The sequence below is a fragment of the Variovorax sp. TLI9-5A genome (assembly GCF_056867935.1).
Window position 1 is genome coordinate 809,575 of sequence record NZ_CP200310.1, and the last position, 15,890, is coordinate 825,464.

The window sequence follows — 15,890 nt, forward strand, 5'->3', positions numbered from 1 at the left end:
TGTTTTCTGTTTTCTCTTCAACCAAAGTCCTCTAGGAGTCATCATGGAAGTTATTAGCTTTGTTGCACTGGCCGCCGGCCTGATCATCGGTCTGGGCGCTGTGGGCGCATGTATCGGCATCGGCATCATGGGCAGCAAGTACCTCGAGTCGGCCGCACGTCAGCCCGAACTCATGGGTGAACTTCAAACCAAGATGTTCCTGCTGGCTGGTCTGATCGACGCCGCGTTCATTATCGGCACCGGTATCGCCCTGTGGTTCGCAACGGCCAACCCGTTCCTGTCGCAAATCGCCAACCTGCCGAAGTAAGTCTTTCTCGTCGGACCTGCGTCGTCGTTCCCTGGCCCTGCTAGCGAATGGCTTCGATTCAATCCCATAGAGAGGGTGAAAAGTGAGCATTACCGGTACCCTGATCGTTCAGATGATCGTGTTCCTGATCCTGGTCGGGTTCACGATGAAGTACGTGTGGCCGCCGATCGCGAAGGCGCTGGACGACCGCGCCGCGAAGATCGCCGAAGGCCTCGCTGCCGCCGACAAGGCCAAGTCCGAGCTGTCCGCCGCCAACAAGCGCGTGGAAGCCGAACTGGGTCAGGCGCGTAACGAGTCCGCGCAACGTCTTGCCGACGCCGAACGTCGCGCCCAGGCCATCGTTGAAGAGGCCAAGGCCCGCGCGACCGAGGAAGGCAACAAGATCGTTGCAGCCGCACGCGCCGAAGCCGAACAGCAGGCACTGAAGGCCCGTGAAGCACTGCGCGAGCAGGTTGCGGCACTGGCAGTCAAGGGCGCAGAGCAGATTCTGCGCAAGGAAGTGAATGCGGGCGTTCACGCCGATTTGCTCGCCCGTCTGCAGACCGAACTCTGATAGAAGCCATGGCAGAACTCGCCACCATTGCACGCCCCTACGCCGAGGCGCTCTTCAAGGCGTCGTCGTCCGACGTCGCCGGAACCAGCGCCTGGCTCGAAAAGATTGCCGCCATCGCGGCCAATCCGGAGCTCCAGCAGTTCGCCGACAACCCCAAGGCCACGGCCGAACAGGTGGTCGGCGTGGTCGCCGGTGCATTCGGTGCACCGCTGGCCGCCCCTGCCCAGAACTTCCTGTCCGCGCTCCTCGAGAACGGGCGCTTTTCGGTGCTGCCGGAAATTGCGAAGCAGTTCCGGGCGCTCGCCAACGCGAAGAGCGGTTCGTCCGACGCCGTGGTCTACAGCGCCTTCCCGATCGAAGCCTCGGCATTGGCCAACGTGTCGGCCGCGCTCGAGAAGCGCTTCGGTCGCAAGCTCCAGGTCTCGGTTCGTCAAGAACCCGAACTGATCGGCGGCATCCGTGTGGTGGTCGGCGACGAGGTGCTCGACACCTCCGTCAAAGCGCGCCTTGAACAAATGAAAGTTGCGCTGGCGGCCTGACGGTTTCCAGCCCTCTACTTGTAGCCTCAAAGAAAGAAGGAAAGAGTCATGCAACTCAATCCCGCAGAAATTTCCGAACTGATCAAGAGCCGCATCGAGGGCCTCGGGGTCAGCGCCAACATCCGTAACGAAGGCACCGTGGTGTCGGTGACGGACGGCATCGTGCGCGTGCATGGCCTGTCCGACGCGATGCAGGGCGAAATGCTCGAGTTCCCGCCCACGGCTGACGGCGTCCCGTCGTTCGGCCTGGCCCTGAACCTCGAGCGCGACTCCGTCGGCGCCGTGATCCTGGGCGAGTACGAGCACATCTCCGAAGGCGACACCGTCAAGTGCACGGGCCGCATCCTGGAAGTGCCGGTGGGCCCCGAGCTCGTCGGCCGCGTGGTGAACGCCCTGGGCCAGCCGATCGACGGCAAGGGTCCGATCAACGCCAAGATGACCGACGTGATCGAGAAGGTCGCGCCCGGCGTGATCGCACGGAAGTCCGTCGACCAGCCGATGCAGACCGGCCTGAAGTCCATCGACTCGATGGTGCCCGTCGGCCGCGGCCAGCGCGAGCTGATCATCGGCGACCGCCAGACCGGCAAGACGGCGGTGGCGATCGACGCGATCATCAACCAGAAGGGTCAGAACATGACCTGCGTCTACGTTGCGATCGGCCAGAAGGCTTCGTCGATCAAGAACGTGGTGCGCGCCCTGGAACAAGCCGGCGCCATGGACTACACCATCGTGGTCGCGGCTTCGGCTTCGGAATCGGCGGCAATGCAATACGTGGCGGCCTACTCGGGCTGCACGATGGGCGAATACTTCCGCGACCGCGGCGAAGACGCGCTGATCGTCTATGACGACCTGTCCAAGCAGGCCGTTGCCTACCGTCAAGTGTCGCTGCTGCTGCGCCGTCCCCCGGGCCGCGAAGCCTATCCCGGCGACGTGTTCTATCTCCACAGCCGTCTGCTCGAGCGCGCCGCCCGCGTGAACGCCGACTACGTCGAAGCCTTCACCAAGGGTGAAGTCAAGGGCAAGACCGGTTCGCTGACCGCGCTGCCGATCATCGAAACGCAAGCCGGCGACGTGTCCGCCTTCGTTCCGACCAACGTGATCTCGATCACCGACGGCCAGATCTTCCTGGAAACCAACCTGTTCAACGCAGGTATCCGCCCCGCCATCAACGCCGGTATCTCGGTGTCGCGCGTGGGTTCGTCGGCCCAGACGAAGATCATCAAGGGCCTGTCCGGCGGTATCCGTACCGACCTGGCGCAGTACCGTGAGCTGGCTGCGTTCGCGCAGTTCGCGTCCGACCTCGACGAAGCCACCCGCAAGCAGCTCGACCGCGGTGCCCGCGTGACCGAACTGCTGAAGCAGCCGCAGTACAGCCCGCTGCCGATCTCGCTGATGGGCGCGTCGCTGTTCGCCGTGAACAAGGGTTTCATGGACGACCTCGAAATCAAGCAGGTGCTGCCTTTCGAACACGGCCTGCACCAGTTCCTGAAGTCCAGCCACGCCGCGCTGCTCGACAAGATCGAGAAGGCCAGGGCCCTGGACAAGGAATCGGAAGCCGAACTGCTGGCCGCCGTCACCTCGTTCAAGAAGTCGTTCGCCTGATCGACGCCTTGACCGACGCAAGAAGGAGTTCTCATGGCAGCTGGTAAGGAAATCCGCGGCAAGATCAAATCGGTGGAAAACACCAAGAAGATCACCAAGGCCATGGAAATGGTCTCGGTTTCCAAGATGCGCAAGGCGCAGGAACGCATGCGCGCCGCTCGCCCCTACAGCGAAAAGATCCGCAACATCGCAGCCAACCTTGGCAAGGCGAACCCGGAGTACACCCACGCGTTCATGAAGACGACCGATGCCAAGGGCGTCGGCTTCATCATCGTGACCAGCGACAAGGGCCTGTGCGGCGGCTTGAACACCAACCTGCTGCGTGCCGTCACCAGCAAGCTGCGCGAAGCGCAGGCTGCGGGCAACGTGGTCGAGTCGGTCGCCATCGGCAACAAGGGCCTGGGTTTCCTCAACCGCATCGGCGCCCGCGTGGTGGCCCATGTGACGCAGCTGGGCGACACGCCGCATCTGGACAAGCTCATCGGGCCGGTCAAGACGCTGCTGGATGCGTACGCCGAAGGCAAGCTGTCGGCGGTGTACCTGTGCTACACGAAGTTCATCAACACCATCAAGCAAGAGCCGATGGTGGAACAGCTCCTGCCGCTGAAGGCCGAGACGCTGCAGACCGAGTCGGGCCATCATTCGTGGGACTACATCTACGAACCCGACGCGCAAAGCGTGATCGACGAGCTGCTGGTGCGCTACGTGGAGTCCCTGGTGTACCAGGCCGTGGCCGAGAACATGGCGTCCGAGCATTCGGCGCGCATGGTGGCCATGAAGGCCGCGACCGACAACGCAGGCAACGTGATCAACGAGCTGAAGCTGGTCTACAACAAGACCCGCCAAGCTGGCATCACGAAGGAACTGTCGGAAATCGTGTCCGGCGCGGCTGCTGCCGCTGGCGTTTGATTGAGGCAATGCAACAGGCCGCGTTGCTGATCGGGGGCGTTCCGCGCCCCTGGTAACCCAAGGCCTTTTTTAGGGGACTCTGCGCAAAATGAAGAAGATGCTTGCTCTGGTGGCTGTTGCTGCCGCTCTGACCGCCTGCTCCAAGAAGGAAGAGGCGCCCGCGCCTGCACCGGCTCCCGCTGCTGCGCCTGCAGCGCCCGCTCCGGCACCCGCGCCCGCTCCCGCAGCAGCGCCGGCGGCTGCTCCCGCCGCAGCTCCGACGGCATCGGCCGCCGATCTGCCGCAGGAATGCAACGACTACCTGGCCAAGGTGCAGACCTGCGTTGCTTCGCAAAGCGGTGCCGCAGCCGACGCCATGAAGGCAAGCCTCGACCAGACGAAGGCCACCTGGGCTTCGATGGGCGCCGACAAGGCTGCGCTGGGTCAGGCCTGCAAGGCTGCTTCGGACGCTTTCGCCGCCCAGGCGACGGCCATGAAGTGCTGATGAAGAAGAGCTGACGGCAACGACAGCGAAGAGAAATTCAGGAATGCCGGCTTGTCCGGCCTTCTTGCAAAAGCGGCCCGTCTTGGCAGCAGGACGCTTCTGCAAGAACCTGTCGCAAATTTATTGAGATCCATCCAGAAGGAAACGCCATGGCTGAAGGAAAAATTGTCCAATGTATCGGCGCCGTGGTCGACGTGGAGTTCCCGCGTGACCAGATGCCCAAGGTGTACGACGCCTTGAAATTCGAAGGCGGCGGGCTGACCCTCGAAGTTCAGCAGCAGCTCGGCGACGGCGTGGTGCGCACCATTGCACTGGGCTCGTCCGACGGCCTGCGTCGCGGCCTGGTCGTGACCAATACCGGCGCTCCCATCACCGTGCCGGTCGGCAAGGCCACCCTCGGCCGCATCATGGACGTGCTCGGCCGCCCGATCGACGAGCGCGGCGACGTGGGCCAGGAGCTCACCGCTTCCATCCACCGCAAGGCTCCCGCGTACGACGAACTGTCGCCCTCGCAAGACCTGCTGGAAACCGGCATCAAGGTGATCGACCTGGTCTGCCCGTTCGCCAAGGGCGGCAAGGTGGGTCTGTTCGGCGGCGCCGGCGTGGGCAAGACCGTGAACATGATGGAACTCATCAACAACATCGCCAAGGCTCACTCGGGTCTGTCGGTGTTCGCAGGCGTGGGCGAACGTACCCGCGAAGGCAACGACTTCTATCACGAGATGGCCGACTCCGGCGTCGTGAACCTCGAGAAGCTCGAGGACTCGAAGGTGTCGATGGTCTACGGCCAGATGAACGAACCTCCGGGCAACCGTCTGCGCGTGGCGCTGACCGGCCTGACCATCGCCGAGTCGTTCCGCGACGAAGGCCGTGACGTTCTGTTCTTCGTGGACAACATCTACCGCTACACGCTGGCCGGTACCGAAGTGTCGGCTCTGCTGGGCCGCATGCCTTCCGCCGTGGGCTACCAGCCGACGCTGGCCGAGGAAATGGGCCGTCTGCAGGAGCGGATCACGTCGACCAAGGTCGGCTCGATCACCTCGATCCAGGCCGTGTACGTTCCCGCCGACGACTTGACCGACCCGTCGCCCGCCACCACCTTCGCCCACCTGGACTCGACCGTGGTGCTGTCGCGTGACATCGCTTCGCTCGGCATCTATCCCGCCGTGGACCCGCTGGACTCGACCTCGCGCCAGCTCGACCCGAACGTGGTCGGTGAAGAGCACTACAACGTGGCCCGCGCCGTGCAAGGCACGCTGCAGCGCTACAAGGAACTGCGCGACATCATCGCCATTCTGGGCATGGACGAACTGGCTCCCGAAGACAAGCTGGCCGTGGCCCGCGCCCGCAAGATCCAGCGTTTCCTGTCGCAGCCGTTCCACGTGGCTGAAGTGTTCACGGGCTCGCCCGGCAAGTACGTGCCGCTGGCCGAAACCATCCGTGGCTTCAAGATGATCGTGAACGGCGAAGCCGACCACCTGCCGGAACAAGCGTTCTACATGGTGGGCAGCATCGACGAAGCGTTCGAGAAGGCCAAGAAGGTCGCTTAAGAAGGAATCACCATGGCAGGCACCATTCATGTGGACGTGGTCAGCGCGGAAGAGTCGATCTTCTCGGGCGAAGCCAAGTTCGTCGCGCTGCCCGGTGAAGCCGGTGAGCTCGGCATCTTCCCGCGCCACACCCCGCTGATCACGCGCATCCGCCCCGGCGCCGTGCGCATCGAAACCGCCGACGGCAAGGAAGAGTTCGTCTTCGTGGCCGGCGGCATTCTCGAAGTGCAGCCCAACGCCGTCACCGTGCTGTCCGACACCGCGATCCGCGGCAAGGACCTCGACGACGAGAAGGCCAACCAGGCCAAGGCCGCAGCCGAAGAGGCGCTGAAGAACGCGAAGAGCGACATCGACATCGCGATGGCCCAATCCGAGCTGGCCGTGATGGCCGCCCAGATCGCCGCGCTGCGCAAGTACCGTCAGAAAAAATAAGCTCCCCTCCCGGAGCACAAAAAAGCCGCCCCCGAGGCGGCTTTTTTCGTCCGCTCAGTTCTCGGCACTATCTCCATTTGGCCTGAATTAGGCCGAAGTTCGACCTTGTCCGGCTGAAGCCCGCCGCCTAGTATTCGCCTTCGTCCAGCAGCCACGGTTGCGGACGCAAGACAAAGAACACCGGAGACAAGGACGGCGCGTGGCACCCTGGAGTGGCATCACTGCGGACGAAATGCGTTTGCTGGAAACGACCTTCTGGTCAGCCGGCGGCTCGCGCCATGCCATGGCTGAGCAGCTGGGCTTTTCCAAGAGCAAGGCCAACGGGCTGATCGCCGGCCTCGTCGACCAGGGCCTGCTCGCCGAAGCCGGCCTGCAGCGCTCCTCGGGCGGACGCCGCCCCGAAAACCTCCAGCTTCATGCCGGGCTCGGCGTGCTCGTCGGTGTCGACATCGGCGCCACCAGCCTCGACGTGGCTGTGCTGCGGCCCGACCTGAGCGTTCTTGCCCAGCACGACGAACCCGCCGACGTGCGCGAAGGCCCGGCCGTGGTGCTGGCACGCGTGCGCGCGCTGATGCGCGAACTGCTGGCCCGCTGCGGCCACGGCCCCAAGGACGTGCTCGGCATCGGCATCGGCGTGCCTGGTCCGGTCAACTTCGAGATCGGCCAGCTCGTCAATCCGCCGCTGATGCCCGCCTGGGACAGCTTCTCGATCCGCGACTACCTGCGCGAGGACTACGCCGCGCCCGTCTTCGTCGACAACGACGTGAACCTCATGGCGCTCGGCGAGCTGTGGCGCCTCAAGCGTTCGCTGCAGAACTTCCTCGTCATCAAGATCGGCACCGGCATCGGCTGCGGCATCGTCTGCCACGGCGAGGTGTACCGCGGCGCCGCCGGTTCGGCCGGCGACGTGGGCCACATCTGCGTCGACCAGGAAGGCCCGCGCTGCCACTGCGGCAACCTCGGCTGCGTCGAGGCCATGGCCGCCGGCCCCGCGATCACGCGCATGGCAATGCAGGCGGCCGAGGCCGGCGAGAGTGCCGCACTGGCGGAAGTGCTGCGCCAGCACGGCCGCATCGACGCGATCGACGTGGGCCAGGCCAGCCGTGGCGGCGACACGGCCGCCAACGCCATCATCCAGCGCGCGGGCAGCCTGATCGGGCAGATGCTCGCGTCGGTCGTCAACTTCTTCAATCCGTCGCATGTGTTCATCGGCGGCGGCATCACGCGCATCGGCCCGCTGTTTCTCGCGGCCGTGAGGCAGAGCGTGTACCAGCGCTCGTTGGCGCTCTCCACGCGGCATCTGGAAATCCAGTACACGCCGCTGGGCATGCAGGGCGGCCTGATCGGCGCCGGCGTGCTCGCGATGCAAGAGACCCTGAAGGCCCGCGGAGTGGCGCCATGAACGCGGCCGAGAACATCAAGGGCAGCGTCGCCGTCGAGTTCGATGGGGTGGTGAAGGCCTTCGGCCCCGTGCAGGTGCTGCACGGCGTGAGCTTTGCGCTCGCGCCCGGCCACGTCTACGGCCTGCTCGGCGAGAACGGCGCGGGCAAGTCCACGCTGATGAAGATTCTGGCTGGCTACGAGCCGCTGACCGGAGGCACGCTGCGCGTCAACGGACAGCCGCAGCAGTTCGCGAGCTCGCGCGATGCCGAAGCACTCGGCATCGTGCTGATCCACCAGGAATTCAATCTCGCCGAAGACCTGAGCGTGGCGCAGAACATCTTCCTCGGCCACGAAAAAGAAGGGCTGGCTGCTCGACGACGCCTCGATGGAGCGCGACGCCGCCACCGCACTTGCAGCAGTGGGCCTGAACATCGATCCCCGCACCAAGGTGCGAAAGCTCATCGTCGCCGAGAAGCAGCTCGTCGAGATCGCGAAAGCCATCGCTCGCCGCGCGCGCCTGCTCATCATGGACGAGCCCACGGCCACTCTGACGCCGGGCGAGACCGAGCGCCTGTTCAAGCTCATCGCCCAGCTGCGCGCCGATGGCGTCACCATCGTCTACATCTCGCACAAGCTCGACGAAGTGGAGCAGGTGACGGACGAAGTCATCGTCATGCGCGACGGTCGCTTCGTCGCGCGTGCGCCGACGGTCGAGGTCACGCGCCATCAGATGGCCAACCTCATGGTGGGCCGCGAACTGGCCGACCTCTACCCGCCGCGCGACGTGGTCGTCGCCGCCGACGCGCCCGCCATGCGCGTGCGCAACTTCTGCGTGCCCGGTTGGGCGCAGGACGCGAGCTTCGAAGTGCGCCCCGGCGAGATCCTCGGCTTCGCGGGCCTCGTCGGCGCGGGCCGCACCGAACTCTTCGAGGGCCTGCTAGGCCTGCGTCCCGCGAGCGGCAGCGTCGAGATGCTCGGCAAGCCCGTGCCCCACGACAAGGGCTGGCGCAACCCGCGCGATGCCGCCAAGCACGGCCTCACCTACCTCAGCGAAGACCGCAAGGGCAAGGGCCTGCACGTCAACTTCGGCCTGCGTCAGAACCTCACGTTGATGGCGCTCGAACGCTACGCCCAGCCCTGGCTCAAGCCCGAGGCCGAGCGCGGCGCGCTGGCCGGGGCGGTGAAGGACTACAGCATTCGCACCGGTTCGCTCGACGTGAAGGCATCGTCGCTGTCGGGCGGCAACCAGCAGAAGCTCGCGCTCGCCAAGGTGCTTCAGCCGCAACCCAAGGTGGTGGTGCTCGACGAGCCCACGCGCGGCGTCGACGTGGGTGCCAAGCGCGACATCTATTTCCTGATCCAGCGACTCGCCCGCGAAGGGCTCGCGGTGATCGTCGTCTCGTCGGAGCTGATGGAGCTGATCGGCCTGTGCCACCGCGTCGCGGTGATGCGCGCGGGCCGTCTCGTTGCCACGCTCGACGCGGACCATCTGACTGAAGAGGAGCTCATCGCTCATGCCACCGGAACAGCCAACACCACCGCAGACGCTTGAAGCCGCGCAGCAGCAGCACCGCAGCGAGGCAAAGCCGGGCTGGGTGCAGCGCCTGCACGGCCTCGGCCCGGTCATCGGCCTGGTGCTGCTGTGCATTGCCGGCACGCTGCTGAACGGCGACTTCGCGACACTGGACAACGCGATGAACGTGCTCACGCGCACGGCCTTCATCGGCATCATCGCGGTGGGCATGTGCTTCGTGATCATCTCCGGCGGCATCGACCTGTCGGTGGGCTCGATGGCGGCGCTCATCGCGGGCAGCGTGATCATGTTCATCAACTGGGCCGGCCCGGCCTCTGGATCGCCGCTGCTCGCGGTCGTGATGGGCGCGGTGCTGGCGGTGGTGCTCGGTGCGGTGTTCGGGCTCGCGCATGGCCTGCTCATCACCAAGGGGCGCATCGAGCCCTTCATCGTGACGCTGGGCACGCTCGGCATCTTCCGCGCATACCTCACGTACTTTGCCGACGGCGGCGCGCTCACGCTCGACAACGAGCTGTCGGATCTCTACGCGCCGGTGTACTACGCCAGCCTCGCGGGCATTCCGGTGCCGGTGTGGGTTTTCGTGATCGTCGCGGTCATCGGCGGCATCATCCTCAATCGCACAGCGTATGGGCGTTACGTGCAGGCCATCGGCTCGAACGAGCAGGTGGCGCGCTACGCGGCCGTGGACGTCGACCGCGTGAAGATCCTCACCTACGTGCTGCTCGGCGTGTGCGTGGGCATTGCCACGCTGCTGTACGTGCCGCGGCTGGGCTCGGCCTCGCCGACCACCGGCCTGCTGTGGGAGCTCGAAGCCATCGCCGCGGTGATCGTCGGCGGCACCGCGCTCAAGGGCGGCGCGGGCAGCATCACCGGCACCGTGGTGGGCGCGATCCTGCTCTCGGTCATCAGCAACATCCTGAACCTCACCAGCATCATCAGCGTGTACCTGAACGCTGCGGTGCAGGGCTTCGTGATCATCATCGTCGCGTTCCTTCAACGAGGACGCCGCTAGCCCCTTTCCCGTTCGTTCCATCAACCACAAGGAGACACCCAGCATGACGACTCTCACCAGACGCCTCGCACTCACGGCAGTTGCCGCCGCGGCGTTCGCCAGCCTGCCCGCGCTCGCCGCGGAGAAGGTCAACCTCGGCGTTTCGATTCCGGCGGCCACGCACAGCTTCATGGGCGGCATCAACTACTGGGCCAACCAGGCGAAGAAAGACCTGGAGAAGGAACACAAGGACCTGAAGATCACGATCAAGACGGCGGCCAATGCGCCCGAGCAGGCCAACCAGCTGCAAGACCTGTCGACCGTCACCAAGATCAACGCGCTGGTCGTGTTCCCCTTCGAGTCGGCCGCTCTGACCAAGCCTGTTGCGCAGGTCAAGGCCAAGGGCGCCTACGTCACCGTGGTCGACCGCGGCCTCACCGACACCAGCGCACAGGATGCGTACGTGGCCGGCGACAACACGGCCTTCGGCAAGATCCCGGCCGAGTACATCGTCAAGCAGCTCGGCGGCAAGGGTAACGTGGTGGCGCTACGCGGCATCGCGACCACGCTCGACAACGAACGCATGGACGCTTTCAACGCCGTGCTCAAGGGCAGCCCCGACATCAAGCTGCTCGACGCCAAGTACGCCAACTGGAACCGAGACGACGCATTCAAGGTCACGCAGGACTACCTGACGCGCTTCAAGAGCATCGATGCCATCTGGGCAGCCGACGACGACATGGCCGTTGGCGTGCTGAAGGCCATCGAGCAAGCCAAGCGCGACGACATCAAGATCATCTTCGGCGGCGCGGGCGCCAAGGGCATGGTCAAGACCATCATGGACGGCAAGGACAAGCGCATCACCGCCGATGTGAGCTACTCGCCGAAGTTCATCTACGACGCGATCAAGCTGACGGCCGAGGCGCGCCTGAAGGGCGAGAAGCTGCCGGCCACCACGATCATTCCTTCGGTGCTCATCACCAAGGAAAACGCCAAAGAGTTCTATCACCCGAATTCGCCGTTCTGATGTCCTGAATCGGCGGGCCCGCCTTGCTCCCTCTCCCCTTGGGGAGAGGGTTGGGGTGAGGGCCGGCGGCGGTGGCAAAGGCGGTGAATGCGCAACCGCCGATGCCCTCACCCTCTCCCTCTCCCAGAGGGAGAGGGGACAGTTTCCAGGAACGCTTCGATATGACCGACACACCTCTCCGCAAACTGCGCTACGCCATGGTCGGCGGCGGCCGCGACGCCTTCATCGGCAGCGTGCATCGCAAGGCCATGGCGCTCGACGGCCAGATCGAACTCGTGGCCGGCGCGCTGTCGTCGAGCCCGGACAAGGCACGCGCCTCGGGCCGCGACCTCGGCCTGGCCGATGACCGCAACCACGGCGACTGGCAGGCGCTGCTGGCCGACGAGCTGAAGCGCCCGGAGGGCGAGCGCATCGACTTCGTGTCGATCGTCACGCCCAACCACGTGCACTTTCCGGTGGCGCAGGCCTTTGCCGAAGCGGGCTTCCACGTGGTGTGCGACAAGCCGCTGGTGCACACGCGCGAGCAGGCCGACGCGCTGGTCGCGACCGTGGCGAAGCAGGGCACGGTGTTCGGCGTCACCTACAACTACACCGGCTATCCGATGGTGCGGCAGGCTCGCGAGATGGTGCGCTCGGGCCAGATCGGCGAGGTCCGCAAGGTCGTCGTCGAATACAACCAGGGCTGGCTTGCGAGCCACGTCGAAGGCAGCGGCGGCAACAAGCAGGCCGACTGGCGCACCGACCCCGCACGCAGCGGCGCGGCCGGCGCCATCGGCGACATCGGTTCGCACGCCGAGAACCTCGTGGCCACCGTCACCGGACTGCAGATCGAAAGCCTTTGCGCCGACCTTGGCGCGCTGGTGCCGGGCCGCATGCTCGACGACGACGGCAGCCTGCTGCTGCGCTTCGAGGGCGGCGCGCGCGGCGTGCTCGTGGCCTCGCAGATCAACACCGGCCTGGAGAACGACCTGCGCCTGCGCGTATCGGGCACGCTGGGCACGCTCGAATGGCACCAGGAGCAGCCGAGCCGGCTGGTGCACCTGCCGCACGACGGGCCGCTGCAGGTGCTCACGCGCGGCGCGCCATGGCTGTGCGAGTCCGCGAAGCGCGCGAGCCGGCTGCCGGCGGGGCACCCGGAAGGCTTCATCGAAGCCTTCGCGAACGTGTACGCGGGCGTGGCGGCGGACATCCGCGCAAGGCTCGAAGGGCGAGTAGCCGACCCGCTGGCCGCCGACTATCCGCGCGTGGAGGACGGCGCGCGGGGCGTGCGCTTCATCGAACGCACGGTGGCTTCGGCAGGAAGTGAGCGTAAGTGGACTCCGTGGTGAGCTGCCGTTGGCTAGGCCATATCACGGCCCATGCTTTTGCCGATAGCAAATAAATCACGAAAAATCGCACCTGCCACGTTATTTATTTCGGCTCTTGGCGTAGTCGGCCGTCTCCATTTCTCCTTCCGCATGTCTAATCCTGCGGTTCAACAAAAAGAGGAGAAGTAGCATGAAATGGAGCTTGGCCGTCGCCACGACGGTAATGGGTATTTTTCTGAGCGGATGCGCCATCAAGCCACAGCAGCCAGTGGCCTTGGGCCAGGATGCGCTGAGTGCAAAGAGCGGAAAAGTTGGCGTGGCGATGTCTGCCCTGCCCAAAGTCGACACTTACTTTCCCGGCGCTGGCTGCCTGCTGTGTTACGCCTTTGCCAGCGCTTCCAATTCGTCGTTGACCAAGCATACGGAGACCCTGTCGCACGACGACCTTGCCACGCTCAAGGAAGACGTCGCAGTGGTACTGCGCAAGAAGGACATGGACGTGGTGGTCATCAAGGAGCCCATCGATCTAAAGTCCTTGCCCGACATCAGAACCGAGGTGCCCACGAACGCACGAAAGGACTTCTCTTCACTGCGAGGAAAGCTTGCCGTCGACAAGCTGTTGATCATCGACTTGCCGCTGGTCGGCTATGTGCGGACGTACTCCTCCTATGTCCCAACCAGCGACCCCAAGGCCACCGTCTCGGGCTCGAGCTATCTGGTGGACCTCAAGACCAACACCTACAGCTGGTATCAGCCCATTGAGATTAGCCGCAGCGCCGACGGCAAGTGGGACGAGCCGCCGAAGTTCCCTGGCCTCACCAATGCCTATTTCCAAGCGCTGGAAGCAGGTCGCGACAGTGTTCTGAAGCCGCTCAATGGCACCGCGAAGCCTTGAACGCCGACAGCTGGCACCAGCGGTGAGCTCGATCGTTAATGCCGGGTACACCCTGGCATGTGCGACGGCCATTACCCTGTCCGTGTTGACTCCCTCGGCGTTTGCGCAGAGTGATGCTGTACCACCGGCACCCAGCGATACCGCCAGTGTGCCGGTGGTGGCACCCTTGCCGCACTGGTCTTTGCAACTCCCGGCGGCTGGTCCCGTTGTCTTCAGAGGGGTTGTCAGTTTCGACGAGGCAGGGGTTGGCAGTGGAGGCATGCTCTACCCCGCACCCAATGCCGCAGGGCTTATCGCTGCCGTGATCACTCATGGGCTCATCAACGAGTCGTCGAAGAACGCGCAGAAGCTCAAGCTGCAGCAGAAGGCCGACGAGGTGCTGGTTCCCTACAAGGCCGTGCTGTCCACGTACACATACGCCGAGCTTGCGCGGCAAATGGTGATGGCCGGGCAGGCCGAGGCCCAATGGCTGGTTGAGAGTGCACCGGTTTTCGCATTGACGCAGGATCAGACGGCCCTTGTTCTTGAGAATTCGATAAAGGTTCGAAAGGCAGGGACGACAGGTCCAGCGGTTTACGAGCGGATGATCAAGGTCGTGTCTGCGCCGATGGCCGAACAGGATCCCGTGGCCTACTGGACACGGGACAATGGCTCCCGGTTGCGCCAGGTCACGGGCGAGCTGATGCAGGAGTCTGTCGATCTTTCTGTTTCGATGGCTGCAAAGATTCTGCCTGGGAATGTGGCCACGCAGAAGTCTTTCCGCTACTTCGAGGGGAAAACCGAGAAGGTCGAGCGCGCGGGGCTGATTGTCGAGCGATGCACACGCAGGGTACTGCTCACGCTCAGGGAAGACCTGATCTCGGTGCCCTTCTCGCCATCGACCGAAACGTGCGGGGTGACGGCTGTGGCGAATTCGCCCGCCAGCTGAAGTAACAGGTTGGCGGTGCGTGGTGGCTTGGGAGGCGAGCCGAATTAAAGTGGATGCACTTGGCAGCGCCACGTTGCATCCATGATCTCCTCGTTCTTTTCAAGCCGTAGTTCTTCCTCGATGCCTTGGCTGGTCATCCTCTGGCGTCGCAGCATCACGCTCTTCCCCCTGAAGCTGATCGGCAACACCATCGCCACGCTCGGCTTCTTCCCGCTGTACTTCTGGATCATGAAGAACGCGGGCCAGGCCTGGGTGCTGCCCCTTACGCCCGTCGACCGGCTGATCGCCTTCTGGCCGTGGCTGCTGCCGGTATACCTCTCGCTATGGGGCTACATCGCACTGCCGGTGCTGCTCGCCAAAGACATGCGCGAGCTGACGGGCTTCTCGCTGGGCTGCGCGGCCATGACGCTGCTGGCGCTACTCGTGTTCTGGTTCATGCCCACGGCGATTCCCAACTTCGTGGTCGAGACCACGCCGGGCACCTCGCTGCAGTTCCTCAAGATGGTCGACTCGGCCGGCAATGCCTTTCCCTCGCTGCATGTGTCGTTCTCGGTGTTCAGCTGCGTGGTGCTGGCGCGGCAGTTGCGGGCGGCGGGGGCGCCGCTGTGGCTGCGTGCCCTCAACGTGGCCTGGGCCGCGGGCATCGTCTATTCGACGATGGCGGTGCGCCAGCATGTGCTGATCGACGTGCTCGGCGGCTTCGCCCTGGGCGTGGCGTTCGGCGTCGCCACGCGGCGGCGCGCCGAGGGACGAGCACCGGCGGCGTAGGCCGATCGCGGTATTCCGCCGTGGCCGCACGCACGGTACAACGCGGGCTTCGCCATTCGAAGGAGCGGGAGTCCGCCATGAAAATTCGCCTGTCCGCCGTCATCGCATGCATCGCGGCCGGCGTCGCCGCGAGCCCTGCGTTCGCGCTCGACTTCCCCTCCCGCAAGCCCGGCCTCTGGGAAATCCAGACCCAGACCGGAGAAGCCACTGGCAAGAGCGCGGGCCACGGCGGCAATCACACCGTGCAGCAGTGCATCGACGCCGCCACCGACAAGGCCTTGCGCGACATGGGCCAGGGCATGGGCAAGGACCTGTGCTCGAAGCAGGAGCTGCGCACGGATGGCGGCAAGCTGGTCATGGATTCGGTCTGCAAGATCGGCAACACCGTGGCCACCTCGCATGCCGTCATCAGCGGCGACTTCAACTCCGCCTATCGCATGGAGAACAAGTCGACTTACAGCCCGCCGCTCATGGGCCGGGCCGAAGGCACGAGCACCATGGAAGCCCGGTGGATCGGCCCCTGCAAGGCCGACCAGAAGCCGGGCGACATGGTCATGCCCAATGGCATGAAGATGAACGTGCTGGACATGATGAACAACCGGCCGAAACGCCCCTAGCGTGCACCTGACGGCGGTCGCCCGGTAGGCGCCAGCCCACAACGCTTCGAGCCTGCCGCGCTGC

General features: G+C 64.8%; 16 protein-coding genes and 1 pseudogene. All 17 read left to right on the top strand.

What is annotated here, in order from left to right; genetic code table 11:
* Nucleotides 1-43 precede the first annotated feature (43 nt).
* Nucleotides 44-307: a F0F1 ATP synthase subunit C gene (gene atpE / locus AC1VNX_RS03970; RefSeq protein WP_019657641.1), complete on the top strand. Its 264-nt coding sequence runs from the start codon at nucleotides 44-46 to the stop codon at nucleotides 305-307.
* 82 nt (nucleotides 308-389) lie between these two features.
* The gene (locus tag AC1VNX_RS03975) at nucleotides 390-860 is read left to right on the top strand and encodes a F0F1 ATP synthase subunit B (protein WP_093206376.1); all 471 of its coding nucleotides are present in this window, start codon (nucleotides 390-392) and stop codon (nucleotides 858-860) included.
* An 8-nt stretch (nucleotides 861-868) separates the two neighbouring features.
* Nucleotides 869-1,399: a F0F1 ATP synthase subunit delta gene (locus tag AC1VNX_RS03980; protein WP_483155555.1), complete on the top strand. Its 531-nt coding sequence runs from the start codon at nucleotides 869-871 to the stop codon at nucleotides 1,397-1,399.
* Between the two features lie 48 nt (nucleotides 1,400-1,447).
* On the top strand, nucleotides 1,448-3,001 hold the full coding sequence (gene atpA / locus AC1VNX_RS03985) for a F0F1 ATP synthase subunit alpha (protein WP_483155556.1): 1,554 nt from the start codon (nucleotides 1,448-1,450) through the stop codon (nucleotides 2,999-3,001).
* Between the two features lie 33 nt (nucleotides 3,002-3,034).
* Entirely contained in the window at nucleotides 3,035-3,910 is an 876-nt protein-coding gene (gene atpG / locus AC1VNX_RS03990; RefSeq protein ID WP_483155557.1) for a F0F1 ATP synthase subunit gamma, read from the top strand.
* A gap of 88 nt (nucleotides 3,911-3,998) precedes the next feature.
* Complete coding sequence (locus AC1VNX_RS03995) at nucleotides 3,999-4,394, top strand: hypothetical protein (protein ID WP_126025130.1); 396 nt, start codon at nucleotides 3,999-4,001, stop codon at nucleotides 4,392-4,394.
* A 149-nt stretch (nucleotides 4,395-4,543) separates the two neighbouring features.
* A complete protein-coding gene (gene atpD / locus AC1VNX_RS04000) occupies nucleotides 4,544-5,944 on the top strand; it encodes a F0F1 ATP synthase subunit beta (RefSeq protein ID WP_483155558.1) in 1,401 nt (466 codons plus the stop codon).
* 12 nt (nucleotides 5,945-5,956) lie between these two features.
* Nucleotides 5,957-6,376: a F0F1 ATP synthase subunit epsilon gene (locus AC1VNX_RS04005; protein WP_019657634.1), complete on the top strand. Its 420-nt coding sequence runs from the start codon at nucleotides 5,957-5,959 to the stop codon at nucleotides 6,374-6,376.
* Nucleotides 6,377-6,608: 232 nt separating this feature from the next.
* Nucleotides 6,609-7,778 (top strand): ROK family protein, encoded by a 1,170-nt coding sequence (locus AC1VNX_RS04010; RefSeq protein ID WP_483161871.1) that lies wholly within the window; start codon nucleotides 6,609-6,611, stop codon nucleotides 7,776-7,778.
* Nucleotides 7,775-9,311 (top strand): annotated as a pseudogene (locus AC1VNX_RS04015) (sugar ABC transporter ATP-binding protein). Before AC1VNX_RS04010 ends, AC1VNX_RS04015 begins: the two are co-directional and overlap by 4 nt.
* Nucleotides 9,274-10,305, top strand: coding sequence for an ABC transporter permease (locus AC1VNX_RS04020; RefSeq protein WP_483155559.1), 1,032 nt, complete (start codon nucleotides 9,274-9,276; stop codon nucleotides 10,303-10,305). The pseudogene AC1VNX_RS04015 and the gene AC1VNX_RS04020 overlap by 38 nt, the downstream one beginning before the upstream one ends.
* Nucleotides 10,306-10,348: 43 nt before the next feature.
* Nucleotides 10,349-11,311 (top strand): substrate-binding domain-containing protein, encoded by a 963-nt coding sequence (locus AC1VNX_RS04025; protein ID WP_483155560.1) that lies wholly within the window; start codon nucleotides 10,349-10,351, stop codon nucleotides 11,309-11,311.
* Nucleotides 11,312-11,472: 161 nt separating this feature from the next.
* Nucleotides 11,473-12,639 carry a Gfo/Idh/MocA family protein gene (locus AC1VNX_RS04030; protein WP_483155561.1) on the top strand — a complete coding sequence of 389 codons (1,167 nt, stop codon included), beginning with the start codon at nucleotides 11,473-11,475 and terminating at the stop codon, nucleotides 12,637-12,639.
* 169 nt (nucleotides 12,640-12,808) lie between these two features.
* Nucleotides 12,809-13,513, top strand: a complete 705-nt coding sequence (locus tag AC1VNX_RS04035; RefSeq protein WP_483155562.1) for a hypothetical protein — start codon at nucleotides 12,809-12,811, stop codon at nucleotides 13,511-13,513.
* Between the two features lie 259 nt (nucleotides 13,514-13,772).
* Nucleotides 13,773-14,441 carry a hypothetical protein gene (locus AC1VNX_RS04040; RefSeq protein WP_483155563.1) on the top strand — a complete coding sequence of 223 codons (669 nt, stop codon included), beginning with the start codon at nucleotides 13,773-13,775 and terminating at the stop codon, nucleotides 14,439-14,441.
* A 120-nt stretch (nucleotides 14,442-14,561) separates the two neighbouring features.
* On the top strand, nucleotides 14,562-15,209 hold the full coding sequence (locus AC1VNX_RS04045) for a phosphatase PAP2 family protein (RefSeq protein WP_483155564.1): 648 nt from the start codon (nucleotides 14,562-14,564) through the stop codon (nucleotides 15,207-15,209).
* A gap of 77 nt (nucleotides 15,210-15,286) precedes the next feature.
* Nucleotides 15,287-15,826, top strand: a complete 540-nt coding sequence (locus AC1VNX_RS04050; RefSeq protein WP_483155565.1) for a DUF3617 domain-containing protein — start codon at nucleotides 15,287-15,289, stop codon at nucleotides 15,824-15,826.
* Nucleotides 15,827-15,890: the final 64 nt, after the last annotated feature.